General features: G+C 42.8%; 12 protein-coding genes. 11 read left to right on the top strand and 1 reads right to left on the bottom strand.

From position 1 onward, the window contains the following. Nucleotides 1-120 precede the first annotated feature (120 nt). From M5U24_RS13035 to arfB, 9 genes are all read left to right on the top strand, one after another. Nucleotides 121-2,451, top strand: a complete 2,331-nt coding sequence (locus M5U24_RS13035; RefSeq protein ID WP_164994377.1) for a glycoside hydrolase family 15 protein — start codon at nt 121-123, stop codon at nt 2,449-2,451. Then, entirely contained in the window at nt 2,448-4,904 is a 2,457-nt protein-coding gene (locus M5U24_RS13030; protein WP_099325111.1) for a response regulator, read from the top strand. Before M5U24_RS13035 ends, M5U24_RS13030 begins: the two co-directional genes overlap by 4 nt. 173 nt (nt 4,905-5,077) lie before the next feature. Further along, nucleotides 5,078-5,449: a response regulator gene (locus M5U24_RS13025; protein ID WP_099325112.1), complete on the top strand. Its 372-nt coding sequence runs from the start codon at nt 5,078-5,080 to the stop codon at nt 5,447-5,449. 96 nt (nt 5,450-5,545) lie between these two features. Then, the gene (locus M5U24_RS13020) at nt 5,546-6,262 is read left to right on the top strand and encodes a response regulator (RefSeq protein WP_099325113.1); all 717 of its coding nucleotides are present in this window, start codon (nt 5,546-5,548) and stop codon (nt 6,260-6,262) included. A gap of 20 nt (nt 6,263-6,282) precedes the next feature. After that, entirely contained in the window at nt 6,283-7,767 is a 1,485-nt protein-coding gene (locus M5U24_RS13015) for a PAS domain S-box protein (RefSeq protein ID WP_099325114.1), read from the top strand. A 354-nt stretch (nt 7,768-8,121) separates the two neighbouring features. Continuing rightward, nucleotides 8,122-8,568, top strand: coding sequence for a response regulator (locus M5U24_RS13010; protein WP_099325115.1), 447 nt, complete (start codon nt 8,122-8,124; stop codon nt 8,566-8,568). A gap of 16 nt (nt 8,569-8,584) precedes the next feature. Further along, complete coding sequence (locus M5U24_RS13005; RefSeq protein ID WP_099325116.1) at nt 8,585-11,158, top strand: EAL domain-containing protein; 2,574 nt, start codon at nt 8,585-8,587, stop codon at nt 11,156-11,158. Nucleotides 11,159-11,855: 697 nt separating this feature from the next. Continuing rightward, complete coding sequence (locus M5U24_RS13000; protein ID WP_099325117.1) at nt 11,856-12,896, top strand: zinc-dependent alcohol dehydrogenase family protein; 1,041 nt, start codon at nt 11,856-11,858, stop codon at nt 12,894-12,896. Nucleotides 12,897-12,914: 18 nt separating this feature from the next. After that, the gene (gene arfB, locus M5U24_RS12995) at nt 12,915-13,328 is read left to right on the top strand and encodes an alternative ribosome rescue aminoacyl-tRNA hydrolase ArfB (RefSeq protein WP_099325118.1); all 414 of its coding nucleotides are present in this window, start codon (nt 12,915-12,917) and stop codon (nt 13,326-13,328) included. Nucleotides 13,329-13,373: 45 nt separating this feature from the next. On the opposite strand, the gene M5U24_RS12990 is transcribed toward arfB, so the two are convergent. Further along, nucleotides 13,374-14,072 carry a hypothetical protein gene (locus M5U24_RS12990; RefSeq protein WP_099325119.1) on the bottom strand — a complete coding sequence of 233 codons (699 nt, stop codon included), beginning with the start codon at nt 14,070-14,072 and terminating at the stop codon, nt 13,374-13,376. Between the two features lie 303 nt (nt 14,073-14,375). Between M5U24_RS12990 and M5U24_RS12985 the strand changes: the two genes are divergently transcribed. Both M5U24_RS12985 and M5U24_RS12980 read left to right on the top strand, forming a co-directional pair. Continuing rightward, the gene (locus M5U24_RS12985) at nt 14,376-15,602 is read left to right on the top strand and encodes a tetratricopeptide repeat protein (RefSeq protein ID WP_099325120.1); all 1,227 of its coding nucleotides are present in this window, start codon (nt 14,376-14,378) and stop codon (nt 15,600-15,602) included. A gap of 80 nt (nt 15,603-15,682) precedes the next feature. Continuing rightward, nucleotides 15,683-16,162: a response regulator gene (locus tag M5U24_RS12980; protein ID WP_157820505.1), complete on the top strand. Its 480-nt coding sequence runs from the start codon at nt 15,683-15,685 to the stop codon at nt 16,160-16,162. Nucleotides 16,163-16,399 lie beyond the last annotated feature (237 nt).

Raw genomic sequence — 16,399 nt, 5'->3', positions numbered from 1 at the left:
TCGTTAGTATTGGAATTTTTCAAAAGACTAAAGTGTTACGTATTTTCGGTTTTTTCCGGCAAAGAGCAAAATGATTCTTTGCCATCAACTATTACCACTAAAGTTAAAAGGTTTGCAACTATGCCCAGAGATATTCCCGTTGGAAACGGATCATTATTGGTGACCTTCGATTCAAGCTATTCGGTTCGGGATTTTTACTTCCCTTATGTTGGAAAAGAAAACCATACCAGGGGTTATCCATGCCGGTTTGGGCTATGGACACAGGAAGGTTTTTCATGGATTAATCCCAAAGAATGGAATATTTCTTTGGGGTATCTTGATGAAACGTTGGTGACTGCTGTGTTCCTCCGTCATGAAAAGCTGCGCCTTCAACTCATGTGTAATGATGTAGTTGATTTTGAGAAAAATATTTATTTGCGGAAAATGATAATTAAAAACTCCGCCCCAACAGAAAGAGAAATACGCCTTTTTTTCCATCAGGATCTGAGTGTTATGGAAAATGAAATCGGCGATACGGTGTTTTACGACGCAAAACAAAACTGCCTCATTCATTATAAAGGTCCCCGTTACTTTTTAATCAACTGTTCGGCCGGAGACGTGTGGGGGGTGCGCGAATACGCTACCGGCATAAAACGGCACCAGGGGGCGGAAGGCACCTGGCGTGATGCGGAAGACGGCATTCTGGGAGGTAATCCAATTGCCCAGGGATCTGTAGACTCGACAATCGGCATTTCCCTGAAAATCCCTCCTTTCGGAGAATCGGTTGCATACTATTGGATTGCCGTCGGCAGGACGTATGCCGAAGTAAATTTGTTAAATAATATTCTTTTAAGCGAAAAGCCGCAAGCCATACTCGACCGTACTGCAAGCTACTGGAAACATTGGGTCAATAAAGAGGAATTTAATTATGGGAACCTTCCGGCTGAAGTAATTAATCTCTTTAAACGCAGTTTGTTGGTGCTTAAAACACAGATCGACAACGGCGGGGCAATTATTGCTGCAAATGATTCGGATATCCTTCAATACGCAAAAGATACCTATAGTTATATGTGGCCAAGGGATGGTGCTTTAGTTGCCCATGCGCTCATGAGCGCTGGCTATAGCACTGTCTGCAGAAAGTTTTTTGACTTTTGTGCGAACGTGGTTGCTCCGTACAACTTTTGTGCAAGTGTTATGGTCGAAGACGGCTTTTTATTGCACAAATACAACCCTGACGGTTCATTCGGCAGTTCGTGGCACCCTTGGGTAAGAGGAGAAGAAATACATGTGCCTATCCAGGAAGACGAAACAGCCCTTCTTCTCTGGGCGATTGGGCAATATTATGACATGTATCGGAAAATCGATGTAATACGCCCGCTATACCATTCGTTTATTGAAAAGGCCGCAGATTTTCTTGTAAGCTACAGAGATGATGAAACGGAATTGCCCCTCCCTTCGTATGATCTTTGGGAAGAAAGACGCGGTATTTTATCGTTTACAGTAGCTACCGTATACGGAGGCCTGATGGCCGCGTCCAGGCTCTCCGAAATATTCAATTACACGGAAAAGACAAAACTATACCGGCAGACTGCTGAAAAAATTAGAAAAGCGATGGATCAATATCTTTATAGTGAAAAGCTTAACCGGTTTTTACGCATGATAGTTCCGAAAGAAGAAGGTGGATTTGAAATAGACGAAACTGTTGACGCAAGCCTTTACGGGCTGTTTGCCTTTGGCGCTTACCCACCGGATGATGTCAGAGTACAAAACACTATGAAGGCAATTGAAGAGGTCTTGTGGGTAAAGACGGAAATAGGAGGAATTGCCCGATACGAAAGGGATTTTTATCAGCGTGCCGGCAATGATGACTCAATTCCAGGGAACCCCTGGATTATTTGCACTATGTGGCTGGCGCAGTATTATATTGCAATTACAAAATCCGTGAAAGACCTTGATAGGTCAATATACTATTTAAAATGGGCTGTTTCACGCGCACTGCCTTCCGGCGTGCTTGCGGAACAAATTAACCCCTTTACCGGAGAGCCGATGTCTGTCTCACCCTTAACATGGAGCCACGCCACCCTCGTTCAAACAGTCATGGACTACCTGAAAAAATTACAGGAACTGCATACCTGCGGGCAATGTGGCAGATCAATATTTCTGCATGAAAGGGATGGCAGGCAGCAAATAAAAAAACATCTGCCCGGGAACCTTGTTTCTTTTGAGGAACAAGATGTCCGCCAGTATGCCGATAACGTAATCTTAAAGAAAAATGGCGCGGCTATCTCTGTAAATATAGACAAAAATAAATGTGTTGGCTGCGGAATTTGCGCAGTAAGAGCCGGCGATGCGATTGCACTTGTAAATGATAAGGCAAGGCTTGTTCCGGAGAAAACAGGCACGTGGGATGTTGAGGAAGGATTTGAAAAGTGTTGTCCGTTAGGGGCTATTCTCGTTAAAAAAGAAACATGAAAATAAGACATAAACTGGTAATCATTTTGGCAGTTTTACTGATCGCATTGAACGGTATCGTGGGGTTTTTTATCTACAAGCAAACACGCCAGGAATTCACAAAAGAAATCCGGGGAAAGGCAAAAATGCTGGTGATACAACTGGAAACGACACGGAATTATCTTGCCTCCATCATGCATAAAATAGAACTTAACGAGCAAACAAAAAAATTTATTCCTGCCGTTGCCACAAACGCCATCAGTAAAAATTTTGCAGAAAAAACGGGTTATGTCATTAAACAGACGAGCTTAAGATACCGGAATGAAGAAAACAAACCCGATCTCTTCGAAGAAAAAATACTCAGGAAAATGGAAGAAGACCCTACTATTAAGGAATACTGGGCAGACGATGTTTTTGATGGAAAAAGAGTAGAACGTTACCTATATCCGCTATATGTAACAAAAGACTGCCTTCTTTGTCACGGGCCAAGAGAAAAGGCACCACCGGTTGTGCGGGATTATTATGATGCGGGCTATGATTACCAACTGGGAGAAATAAGGGGGGCGTTCAGCGTCATTATACCAAAGGAAATAGCTGAACAGCGGTATGCCGCGGCTATTATATTTTTCATTATTATTGGAACGGCAAGCATTTTACTGGTAGTGGTCATTATATTTTTCACTACAAACAAATTCCTGAAGCCTATAGAAAAATTAACTGCCGCCGCCACGGCCATTAAAAAAACCGGCGATTTAACAACAAGGGTAGAAATTTCAACCAATGATGAAGTCGGGCAGTTGGGAGAAGCTTTTAATGACATGTCGGACAAGTTGAGGTCATCGTATGCTATGCTGGAGCAGCGTATTACTGAGAAAACAGAACATTTACAAAAGGCGGTCTCTGCGCTGAAGCGTGCGAACAGGATGAAATCAGAGTTTTTAGCCAATATGTCTCACGAACTCCGTACCCCTCTTAACGCAATAATCGGATTTGCGGAGGTGCTGAAAGATAAACTCTGCGGAGAGTTAAATGCCGAGCAGGAAGATTTTGTTAAGGACATCCACAGCAGCGGGAGACATCTTCTGCAAATGATTAACGATATACTGGATTTGTCAAAAATCGAAGCCGGCAAGATGGAACTGCAGTATGAATCATTTCTTGTATCCGACGCCATCGAGGATGTCTATACTATTTTAAAAGGCCTGGCCAAAAAGAAGCAGCTTCAGTTAAAAACGGTTATACAAGAAGATGTGAAAGATATTGAAGCAGACCGGGTGAAATTTAAACAGATATTATACAACCTTCTCTCAAACTCCATAAAATTCACGCCGCAGAATGGTACAATTACAACAAATGCAGCTATTGTGGACGGAAAAATGCAGGTTTCCGTGTCTGATTCAGGCATAGGGATAAAACCCGAGGACCGTGAAAAAGTGTTTAAAGAATTCTGGCAGGCAGACAGCTCGTTTTCAAGAAAATATGAAGGCACAGGGTTGGGACTTGCTTTAACCAGGAGGATTGTTGAGATGCACGGGGGAAAGATTTGGCTCAAAAGTGAATATGGGAAAGGGAGTACTTTTTATTTTACGATTCCAGTAACAAAATCTCAAAGAATCCTGCATCCGGAGGATGAGATGGCTACGGTATGTCCCATATGCGGCGAGGAGGTAGGGGATGAAGGAACACATGTGCATAAGCTGTCCCCGGTAGTAACAAAAGGAAAAAAAACTATTCTCGTTATAGAAGATAATCGTATGTCTGCCAATCTCCTTACCTTATATTTAACGAATGCCGGATATAACGTCGTTGTAACGGCAGACGGAGTAGGTGCAGTTGAAAAGGCGAAACAATGCAACCCGTTCCTGATTACGCTTGACATTTTGCTGCCGGGAATTGACGGATGGGAAGTCATTTCTAAACTGAAGGGCGATAAAGATACCGCTCACATACCGGTAATAATCGTTTCAATCTTTGACAACAAAGAACTTGGGTACAGTCTGGGTGCTGCTGAATATCTGATAAAACCTGTAGGCAGAAAACAGCTAGTAGATGCAGTAAATGCGGTTGCCAATACCTTAAAAACAAAAGAAGAACCAGTGAAAATTCTCGTGGTGGACGATGACGAGAAGGCGGTCAAACATATAACCACTATTCTAAAAGAAAAGGGGTGTGATGTTTTAAAGGCGTACAGCGGCGAAGCAGGCATCAACCTCGCTTTAGAAAAGCACCCTGATATTATCATCCTGGACCTGATGATGCCGGGCATGAGCGGATTTGAAGTCATAGAAATATTAAAAGCACATCCGGTTGCAAAAGAAATCCCTATTATTATTTGCTCCGCAAAGGATATTACCCCGGAAGAGAAAAAAGAATTAAACGGCAACATACTGGCCTTAATTCAAAAGGGAAGTCATACTGAGGAGGATCTCCTTATGGCAATCAGGAAAATAGAGCAAACCCACCATAAAGGATAGTGGTACCCCTATAATAAAATGAAACATCCATAAGCCGTTGCTCACAAGGGGAGATAAAACTTCCACTAGTCGAAGGCTCACAAAAGGGCATGAAAAATTTTATTTTTAAACAGCCAAATTCATTTTCGAAAGAAAATTACTATACAACCGATATATCGGGAAGGGGACAATGAATGTCGAATAAAAACGTAATGGTAGTAGAAGATAATGAAAAAAACAGAAAATTGATACGCGTCGTGCTTAAAGCAAAGGGATATAATGTCATCGAAGCAACTACCGGCGAGGAAGCATTAAGTTTGTTGAAAGAACAAATACCGGATATCATTCTTATGGACATACAACTTCCAGGGATTGACGGGCTGACACTGATACGGCAAATCAAAGCCGATGCCGGTAAAAAAGATATTCCCATAATAGCGGTAACTGCCCATGCAATGAAGGGGGACCAACAAAAGATACTGGATACGGGTTGTGACGCATATATGAGCAAACCTATTGATACAAGAGAATTGCCTCTTACTATAGAAAAATATTTAAAAAAATAAATAGTCTGTTCAGAACACAGAAAAAAGGACTTTGTAGTTGCTATTCCTGTATTTTGACAGGCATTACTTTTATCAGAAAGAGAACACGGGTATTCTATGGCAAAAATACTGGTAGCCGATGATATAACACAAAATGTCAAACTGCTGAGGGTTATTTTAACAGCATTCAAATATGAAGTAATCGAAGCATATGACGGAGAAGAGGCTTTAAACAAGGCAAGAACGGAAAACCCCGATTTAATTTTGCTTGACATAATGATGCCTAAGATTACCGGATACGAAGTTTGTAAAAAATTACGCGCGGATGAGGCCACAAAAAACATCCCGATAATAATGATTACCGCTTTGCATGAAATGGACGACCGCATTAAGGGGATTGAGGCAGGTGCGGATGATTTTATCAGCAAGCCCTTCAACAAAACAGAACTCCTTGCAAGGGTAAAATCATTGCTTCGTCCGAGAACTGTGGCAGGCAGGGAGGATGAATCTGAAGTACTCAACATAATACTGGCAAATATAGATGAAGGCGTTGTTGTGGTCAACGGTCAGTGGGAAATTAAAAATATTAATCAAACCGCACAGCAACTATTGCAAATCCCAGGAACGGAGCAAAAGGACATGCTTGCCTGCCTCTCTCAAATGGAGCTGACAACGCCCGTTGATACGCTTGCCAACGCACAGGAAAAAGACACAAATTTTCAGATATCCATTTCCAAAGGACAAACGCCGGTAAAAATAAACGCCCGATTAATAAAGATTTTCGATGCAGATAAAAAGTTGTCAACCGGTGTACTGATTATGAAGAATCCATAGAGAAAAAGAAGATAACTAAAATGACTACATTATTTGAAGATGGCTTGCACGGTCTTAACAAGCAACATCTTTCCATGCTCATACATAGCATAGAACATGGCTCAAGATCCGTTATCGTTACCGACGTAAAGGGCTGTATCCAATATGTCAATCCTGCCTTTGTTAAAATAACCGGATATGCCAAAGAAGAGGCCATTGGAAAAAATCCACGCATATTAAAATCCGGAGAAACCCCTCAGGGACAGTACAAACAGCTCTGGGAAACCATTGTCTCCGGAAACGAATGGGAGGGGGAATTCCACAACCGGAAAAAGACCGGAGAATATTATTGGGTCTTTGCAACCATTTCCCCAATGAAGAACGAAGAAGGGGCCATTACCCATTTCGTTGCAATTCAAAGAGAAATCACTGAACGCAAGCGTAAAGAAGTACGCTTCAATGCGTTTGTCAAAAACACGGCGGACGCCCTTATTGCCATCGATGAACAGGGCGTTGTTGAACTATTTAATCCTGCCGCAGAAAAGATGTTTGGTTATAAAAAAGAAGAGGTTGTTGGCGAAAACGTTATTATGCTAATGCCGGAATCATACCGCAAAAAACATGAAGATGGGTTAAAAAGATATTTGAACACGGGAAAGGCCAGAATACTTGGCACAGGGCCTATCGAACTGGAAGCACTGCGAAAAGACGGAACGGCTTTCCCTATAGAATTAACGATAGGAGATGCCCGCCTGGATGAATATTTTACCTTTATTGGCATTATCCGCGATATTACCGAGCGCAAATGGGCGGAACAGAAATTGATACACTCTATGGAAGAATTGTCCCGTTCCAACGCAGAACTTCAGCAATTTGCCTATGTCGCATCGCATGACCTGCAGGAACCGCTGCGTATGATTACCAGTTATACCAAACTACTGGAGCGCCGTTATAAAGACAAACTTGATTCCAATGCCAACGAATACATTGCCTTTGCAGTGGACGGCGCAATGAGGATGCAACAGCTCATTAATGACCTGCTGGCATATTCGCGTGTGACTTCCCGATGCAGGAATTTTGAACCTGTTAATTGCACGGAGGTGTTTAACCGTGTTGCCAAAAACCTTAAAATAGCCATTGAGGAAAGTGGGGCTGCAATAACCCAGGATCACTTGCCGGTTGTAATGGCCGATCCATCTCAGCTCACACAATTATTTCAGAATCTTATTGGCAACGCCCTTAAATTCCGCGGCGAAGCGCCTCCGCGTGTACATATTTCTGCAGAGAAAAAAGAGAGTGAATGGATATTCTCTGTCAGCGACAATGGTATCGGAATAGACCCGCAGTATTACGATCGCATATTCATTGTTTTCCAGAGATTGCATGGCAAAGAAGACTATCCAGGATCCGGGATAGGGCTTTCCATTTGCAAAAAGATCGTTGAACGCCATTCCGGACGGATATGGTTAAAATCAGAGCCGGGGAAAGGCGCTACATTTTATTTCTCACTGCCCGTAAGAAATTAATTCAAAGGATAGTACCTTACTGGTAATTTCTTTGCACACTTCCATTCGCCAGTGCGTGCTTTTTGGCAAAATATTTAATGGTAAAATCCGAAATTCTAAATTTCAATTTTCAAATATTTAAAAACCCGGTTTTTTAAAAAACTAAAGTGTTACGGTTTTGTTCATTGGGATTTTGTATTTTGGAATTTGTTTCGTGCTTCGTATTTTTTATCTCGTGATTGTTTGGTTCTGGCGATGACAGCGTAGGAATTTCAATGTTAATGTAGAGACGCATTGCATGCATCTCTACATTGACATCAATAACAGAATAAAGTCGCTGCTAAAGGCAGCCTAATTTATGGAGATGATTCATATATGCATACTTTATCAAATATCAGGCCTGTTGAAATTCTGCTGGTGGAAGATAATCCGGGCGATGTTCGCCTTACGCAGGAAGCCCTCGAAGAAAGCAAGTTGTACAATAATCTCACGGTAGTTACCGACGGTGTTGAGGCGATGAGATGCCTCCGCAAGGAAGGTAAATACGCTGATGCAACAAGGCCCGATATCATCCTGCTGGATTTGAATTTGCCAAAAAAGGATGGCCGCGAGGTGCTTGCAGAAATTAAAACTGATGAAAAACTGAAATTAATTCCTATTGTAATCCTGACCACATCAAGCAACGAGGAAGATATACTTAAGTCGTATGGCCTCCATGCGAACTGTTACGTAACCAAACCTGTTGATTTTGATGAATTCATAAAGATTGTGCAGGCTGTCCATAATTTTTGGTTTAGTATTGTGAAACTCCCCGCAGAATAAAAGAGATGCTATTGTTATGAAAAATGAAATAAAGGTGCTTTTGGTAGAAGACAACCCTGGCGACGTATACCTGGTTAGGGAAATGCTGGATGATATACAAAGCGTATCCTTCAGCCTTGAGTGCGCCTACCGCCTTTCTTCCGCATTGCAGAAACTGGAAAATGATTTTATAGACGTTATTCTCCTGGACCTTTCACTGCCTGACAGCCAGGGATTAAAAACATTCTGTTCAATACAAGCACATGCTTCAAGAACGCCAATTGTTGTGTTAAGCGGACTTGGCGATGAAGAGGTCGCAGTTGAAGCATTGAAGAAGGGTGCGCAGGACTACCTGATTAAAGGGAAAATAGACGGAGATTCACTTGCCCGCACCATGCGCTATTCCATGGAACGTAAGCAGATCGAACTGGAACTGCAGGACGGAAAACAGCGCTATAAACGACTTGTGGAAATACTGCCCGATATTATCTATAGAATTGACGCAAACGGCTATTTTACCTTCATAAATGAAGCCGTGCAGGTCTTTGGCTATGAGCCTGACGAACTCATCGGCAAACATTTTAGTGAACTGATACACCCTGATGACTTGAAAAAAGTAAGTCGCTCCGAAGTGCTGTCAGAATATTCAGGAAAGACAAGCGACTACAAAACCACGCCTAAATTGTTTGACGAACGAAGAACCGGACAAAGAAAAACCACAGGTTTGCAGATACGGGTAAAATCAAAGAAATCCCCGGAGTACATGGAATACACCATTCAGATTATAAAATGGCCCAAAAAGCATGAAAAGATCATTGAGGTTGCCGCTACAGGACATTACGACTCCGATATTATGAAGAACGATAAGCGATTCGTCGGAACCGTCGGCGTAATAAGAGATATTACCGGGAGTAAACACGCGGAGGAAATGATCTGTACGTTGTCCCTTGCCGTTGAACAAAGCCCGGCAATGATTGCCGTCACCGATACGGATGGCCGCATTGACTATATTAACCCGAAGTTCTGCAAAGTGACCGGCTTTGAACCGGAAGAAGTTCTGGGAAAAAATCTGATAGACATCATACAGCCCGGCGGTGAATCTTTATCCATGGCGGATAAAACGTTGTGGAAAGCAATCACCTCGAAAGGAGAATGGAAGGAAGCATTTTCCAGCAGGAAAAAACACGGAGAACTCTTTTGGACATCACTGTCTCTTTCCGCTATCAAAAGCAATGAAGGATTTATTTCCCATTATCTCGCAATTATGGAAGATATCACAGAGCATAAACAGGCGGAAGAAAGAATCCATTATCTGGCGTACTACGATTCACTGACTGCTTTGCCAAACAGGGAATTATTTCACGACCGTCTTAATATGGCAATAATACACGCTCATCGCAAACAACAAATGCTGGCAGTGGCATTCATTGATATCGACAGATTCAAAAAAGTCAACGATACACTGGGGCATAGCACAGGAGACCGCCTCCTGAAGATAATCGCAGACAGATTAAAAAGCTGCATACGCGAAGAAGATACGGTCAGCCGTCAGGGAGGAGACGAATTTGTGCTATTATTGACGGAAATTTCCAGGATGGAAGATGCAAATGACGTCACACAGAGAATTTTAAAGAAATTAAAAGAGCCGGTAATCATAGACGACCATGATCTCTGCATTAGCGCCAGTATTGGAATCGCCCTGTATCCGGGTGACGGCACAACAGCGGAAGCATTGCTGAAAAATGCCGATTCCGCCATGTACATTTCAAAGGAAAGCGGCAGGGACAACTATCATTTTTACTCCTCAACTGTGCAGGAAAAAGCCTACGAGCAGCTCCTCGAAGAAATGTACCTGCGCCGTGCCCTGGAGAACAGGGAGCTGGTTTTATACTATCAGCCGCAGGTGAATATTGCTACAGGGCGATTGGTTGGCATGGAAGCCCTTTTGCGTTGGAAACATCCTAAAAAAGGATTGATTTCCCCCGCAGAATTTATACCATTGGCGGAAGACACCGGGCAAATCGTGCCTATCGATTTCTGGGTGTTGCACACGGCCTGCAAACAGAACATGGCATGGCAAAGAGCCGGCCTCCCTTCCGTACCCATAGCGGTAAACATTTCAGGACATACTTTTGGACGCGAAAACCTGATAGATTTTGTGAATAACGTCTTACATGATACCCGTATGTCTCCCGATGCCCTTGATCTTGAGATCACGGAAGGTATTGCCATCCAAAACCTGCAAACCACCATTTACAAACTGAATAAATTGAAAAGCCTCGGGATTCAGATCACTATTGATGATTTTGGTACGGGCTTTTCCTCTTTAAGCTATCTCAGTAAATTCCCTATACAAAAACTCAAAATTGGCATGACATTTATTCATAACCTACATAAAGACCCGACTAATTCAGCGATTGTAAAAGCAGTTATCGCCATGGCAAAAAGTCTTCAACTTACGGTAATTGCTGAGGGCGTAGAGACAGATGAACAATTTGAATTTCTCCAGGGGCTGCAATGCGATGAATTCCAGGGCTATCTTTGCAGTAAAGCAGTGACGTCAGAAGAAATGGGAAGGTTTCTGGCAAAAAATGCCGGGAAGTTACTTTAAATTTATGTTTAGGAATTTCAATATTTTTATAGAGACGCATTGCAAGCGTCTCCCCGTTTACTATACCGGCCGCATTCCCGATTTTTTGTGCAACTATTAAGCGTAAACATTACACGACTCCAGGCGGGTTCAGGTTACAAATCTGAACCCGCGAATGTAGTTTCCATTGCCATTACGTTCCCAAACAGATACTTCACTATGTTCAGGACAAGATTTGAGAACGAGTTGTGCTTCGGTAGTTTAATAGATTACGCTGAATAGTTCTTTTTTGTAACCGTTCAGAGGGGTCAGGACGACACAACCCTGACAGGGTTCAGAACCATGTCAGGGTTAACACTACGGCAACGTTTCATTAAAACATGGCAAAAGTTACAAAAAATCAGGAATACCCCCCATTTTTCTTGGTATTGTGTTTGCCATGTTCTACTTTGGAACCCTGTAAGGGTTGTTTCGTACGGAGCCGATTTTGCGCCAGAGTTTCTATATCAACAGTTATGCCTTAACTACGCGCTTAAGCCGACGCCAAAAACTTAAAGCGGCTCTGGTAAGCGGAAAAACAATAGCGTAAAATGTAACTTCTCAATAAGTTGAGGTTTTTATAATAATTTCTACAGTCTACAGTAGGCAATCCACAATTTGCCGACTGTACGTATTCCCAAAAAATTGATACCGTGTTATTATAAAATAAGGGCATCTTATGAGAGTGGCAGTATATGAAAAATTTGCTCAACCATTGACTATTCAAGAGGTGCCTGATCCAGCGCCTGAGAAAACCGGCGTGGTGATTCGCGTGGGAGCTACCGGAATGTGCCGGAGTGACTGGCATGGATGGATGGGACACGATCCCTGCATTCGTTTGCCACATGTTCCCGGACACGAAATTGCAGGTGTTGTTGAAGAAACCGGGAAGGAAGTGTCACTGTGGAAGAAGGGAGACAGGGTGACCCTTCCGTTTGTGTGCGGATGCGGTGCATGCCCGCAATGCGCTTCTGGGAATCATCAGGTTTGTGACCGTCAGTCTCAGCCGGGATTCACCCATTGGGGTTCTTTTGCGCAGTACGTGGCAATCGATTATGCAGATGTTAATTTAGTACAGTTACCGGAAGATATTGATTTCGTAACCGCGGCGAGCCTCGGATGCCGCTTCAGCACTTCGTTTCGCGCAATTGTTGCACAGGGGAAGGTTTCAGCCGGGCAGTGGGTTGCTGTGCATGGATGCGGAGGCGTTGGTTTGTCGGCAATTATGATTGCAAGCGCCCTGGGGGCGAATGTTGTGGCGGTTGATATACAAAAAGAGAAACTTGATTTTGCCGGATCGGTTGGAGCTGTTGCGTTGGTGAATGCCGGGGAGGTGGAGGATGTGGCAGGAGCTATATTGGACATAACAAAAGGCGGGGTGCATGTTTCTGTCGATGCGCTTGGAAGTTCAAATACATGCTTTAATTCAATAGCTACTTTAAGAAAACGGGGGAAACATCTCCAGGTCGGACTGATGCTGGCGGAACACCGGCATCCCCCTATACCCATGGACAAGGTGATCGCAAATGAACTCGAAATACTGGGATGTCATGGAATGCAGGCGCATGAATACGGCGCTATGTTGGAGATGGTTTGCGAAGGGAAATTACGTCCGGAAAAATTGATTGGAAAAACAATCGGCCTTGAGGATGCGGCGCGTGAACTTCCAGACATGAACCGCTTCGGGTCTGTTGGTGTGATAGTAATAAATGAGTTTTAAAGGTAAGTGTAATACTATATGGTAAAAATATCCAATAAGGTAACCATTCCGATAGACGAAATATCGATGCACCCAATTCGTGCGCAGGGTGCGGGAGGGCAGCATGTCAACAAGGTTGCCACTGCTGTTCAGTTGCGCTTCGATATCAATGCGTCGTCGTTGCCTGATTTTTATAAAGAAAGGCTTTTATCGCTGAGTGACCGCCGTATTTCAGGAGAAGGGGTGATCGTTATCAAGGCGCAGAAATATCGCAGCCAGGACAAAAATAAAGAGGATGCGCTCAACCGGCTGCGGGATTTTATAAAAAGTGCGGTTATTGTGCAAAAAAAACGGAAGCCCACGAAACCTAAAAAAGCTGCAAAGGAAAAGCGTTTGGAAAGTAAGACGAATCGTGGACGATTGAAGATATCGAGAAAACCAGTGGAGTATTAAAATGCATTTGCCTGTGGGGCTGATTTTTTGCAGTTTGCGTTTTTATCAGTACTGAACGAAGTAGGCATCTTTAAAGGTACTCCCTTTATAGTTGATGCCTCTGATCTTTTCCCTAAGTTTTTTTGCCTCATCCGTAGAAACATCGGCAAAATCACCAACGTCCACCGACAATAGCTTGCCGTATTGATATATCCTTGCTTTATGGATGCCATTGCTTTGCAGATATGCTATCAGTTCTTCCGCGCCTTTTTTATTCTTTTCTATGTTCTGCAGGGTAACTATCCGGAGACTCCACATGTTATTTTGGGGTGCGGCGTCTGTTAGAATGGAAGTCTCTTCTGTTTGGGGTGACTGGCTATCCTGCGCTTGTTGTAGTTGCGCTGAAGACATGTTTGCTTCTTCAGATACCGGCTTCATTTTGCGGAATTCTTCCGATAAGGTGTTGATAGTTTGCAATATGCCTTGATTTATACTGCCCATTTTGCCGACTGATTTGGCGAGTTCCGCAATGTCTTTGTTGTGTTTTTGGGTTGCATGGTCAACCATGTCTTCCATCACGCTTATTTTGGCGTCATAACCGGCAAAGCGACGGCTATTGTCTCTGCTGGTTTTGCCCGTGAAAAAAAGCATAAATAAAAAAGCAACTATTGCCTGAGATGCGAGTATGGCCGCCACTTTTATTGCAATTCGTTTAAGGCGGTTTCCCTCTTCGTTGATTCCTCGTATTTTGTTAATAAAATGCATATCGGATACCGGGGTTATTTTATGGTTTCTGTTGATAAACGGTAATAGTTTTGTATTTTGAAAATTCTAAGTAAAGTGAAACGTAACCCGGCAGGCCATGTTGTTTTCCCCTGACGGACACCTGATAACCGGACGATACACGTCACTATCCAATTCATTATTGGGAAGTATGGTACTACATGAGAATACGCAAGTCAATGCGTTTTATGTATTTGGACAGTGCAACGCAAAAAACTTCTAAAAATCGTATCTGATTGCTAAGGAAACACACAATATTTTGCCAAAACAGGAAGGGGTAAGTGTATGAATAGATGCTTTCAAAACGTTATACTTGGTGCAATTTTCGTATCTGTGGCGGGAGGTTCTGTCTGTGTAATGGCGCGGGATGCGGCTACTTACCTGACGAATAAAATCAAACCCGCGGTTGTTTCTCTCACGTCTTTCGATAAAGACGGGAATGAGTTTAATCAGGGGGGTGGGTTCATTATAAATGAGCGAGGCGATATTATTACCCATAGTAAAGTATTCATGGATGCGCATAGTATTCGGGTTAAAAACTTTCAGGGCAATAGCTATTCCGTAACAAAAATTCTTGCGGAGGATAAAGAAGGCGGCCTTGTGCAATTGGCAATCGACAATTTTGAAAGCAGGGCGTCTCCTTTGCCGTTGACCATGATCCTGCCCGGTGTAAATGAACAAATCATGGTGATAAATAATTCATTCGATTCAGGACATTTTGCGGTGACTGGAGTTGTCTCCGGGGTTTCTGAAATTCCGTTGTTCGGAACTATAATAAGGATAAAGGCGTCGTTTCCGCTTAGTTGCATTGGAAGTCCTGTGGTAAATATGAATGGTGAAGCCGTGGGTATTATGGCCTTCATTTCTACCGGTGGGGAAGGTTACGCTCTTGCCTGCGAAAGGCTTAAAAGCCTTGTTCCGGTAAAGGAGCAATCATTTTCTGAAAGGAGAGGTTTGGGGGAGATTTCCGAAGAGGCATTTTATGGGGAAGGAATTTTCCTTATCGGAAATGAAGAATATGAAAAGGCAATTTCCTTATTGGAAAAGGCAATAACTAAAGACAGGAACTATGCCCATGCATACTTTCAGATTGGTTACTGTAAAAATAAGCTTGGCAATTATCCCGATGCAATAAAAAACCTGAAACAGGCGGTTCGTTTGAAACCGGAATTTCCGGAAGGGCACTTCCAGCTTGGCATGGCATATTTTATGCAAAAACAATATAAGGGGGCGGTTGAATCTCTCCTTGATGCGGTGCGCAGCAATGCGCAATTTTTTGAGGCATATTTCATGCTTGGTTTAGCCTACACGGCTCTTGAGCGGCATCGTGACGCCATTGAGGCATACTGGCAAGCCATTGGTATTAACAAGGATGTTCCGGAAGTACATTTTCATCTGGGTATGGCATATTTGCAAACAAAAAATAAGCTAATGGCATATGAGGAATATAAAGTACTTAAAAATATGAACAAGCATCTTGCATCAAAGCTTTTTAAGATGATTTATCAATGAGGCCGGGCTTCACTTCATACCTTCATACCTGAGGATGCGTTATTTACCCGGATTTAAATGAAAGAAAGCCTGCCATGCGAATGCGTAAAATACTCATTGTTCACGAAACCAGGATATTGCGAACATTACTCAAAACATACCTTATCTCCGCGCTTAATGATGTTGTTATCATCGAGGCGCCTTCCGCAGCAGAAGCTTTGGAAAAATTTAAAGAACAAAAATTCGAGGTAATTATTTGCGGTATGCAATTTAAACAAGCAAACGGCATTGCTCTTTTCAAAGAGTTAAAAAATGAGGAAATAAACAAAGATACGCCCTTTATTATTGTGACTTCCACAGGTTCGAAAGAAAATGATATTCAGCATTATTTTTTATCTCCCTTTACACCTATAGAATTAAGGGAAAAAATCAATACGGTTTGCGACCCACGTCAATGGTGTGCGCACGACAGTATAAGTATGCCGGATGCCAAGGCCATAATCCACGTTAATAATGACCCCATTGATGCAGGCATAATCAATGCGATAACACCTGCACAAAATCTTACAACGACTTGCTGAACAGCACCCATCTCACCGTTATATTCCCTCCCCGGTTTGATAACATACAAATAAAAATCTTATGGTGTAAGCTCCTCCGGGTAAATGTCTTTCGCTGGGATGAAGTATACTTTCCGAAGTGTACTCCGGAGCATATGAGGGTTGTTTGGCAGATAATAAAAATATCTGATGAAGATAAAGAAAAATTTGAAGAAATCTGCAGAAAAATCCAAAAAGAGCATAAGAGTATAGATGAGA

Source organism: Candidatus Kuenenia sp. (assembly GCF_027493735.1).
GTDB classification, from domain to species: Bacteria; Planctomycetota; Brocadiia; order Brocadiales; family Brocadiaceae; genus Kuenenia; species Kuenenia stuttgartiensis_A.
This window is presented reverse-complemented; position numbering and strand designations above follow the sequence as displayed.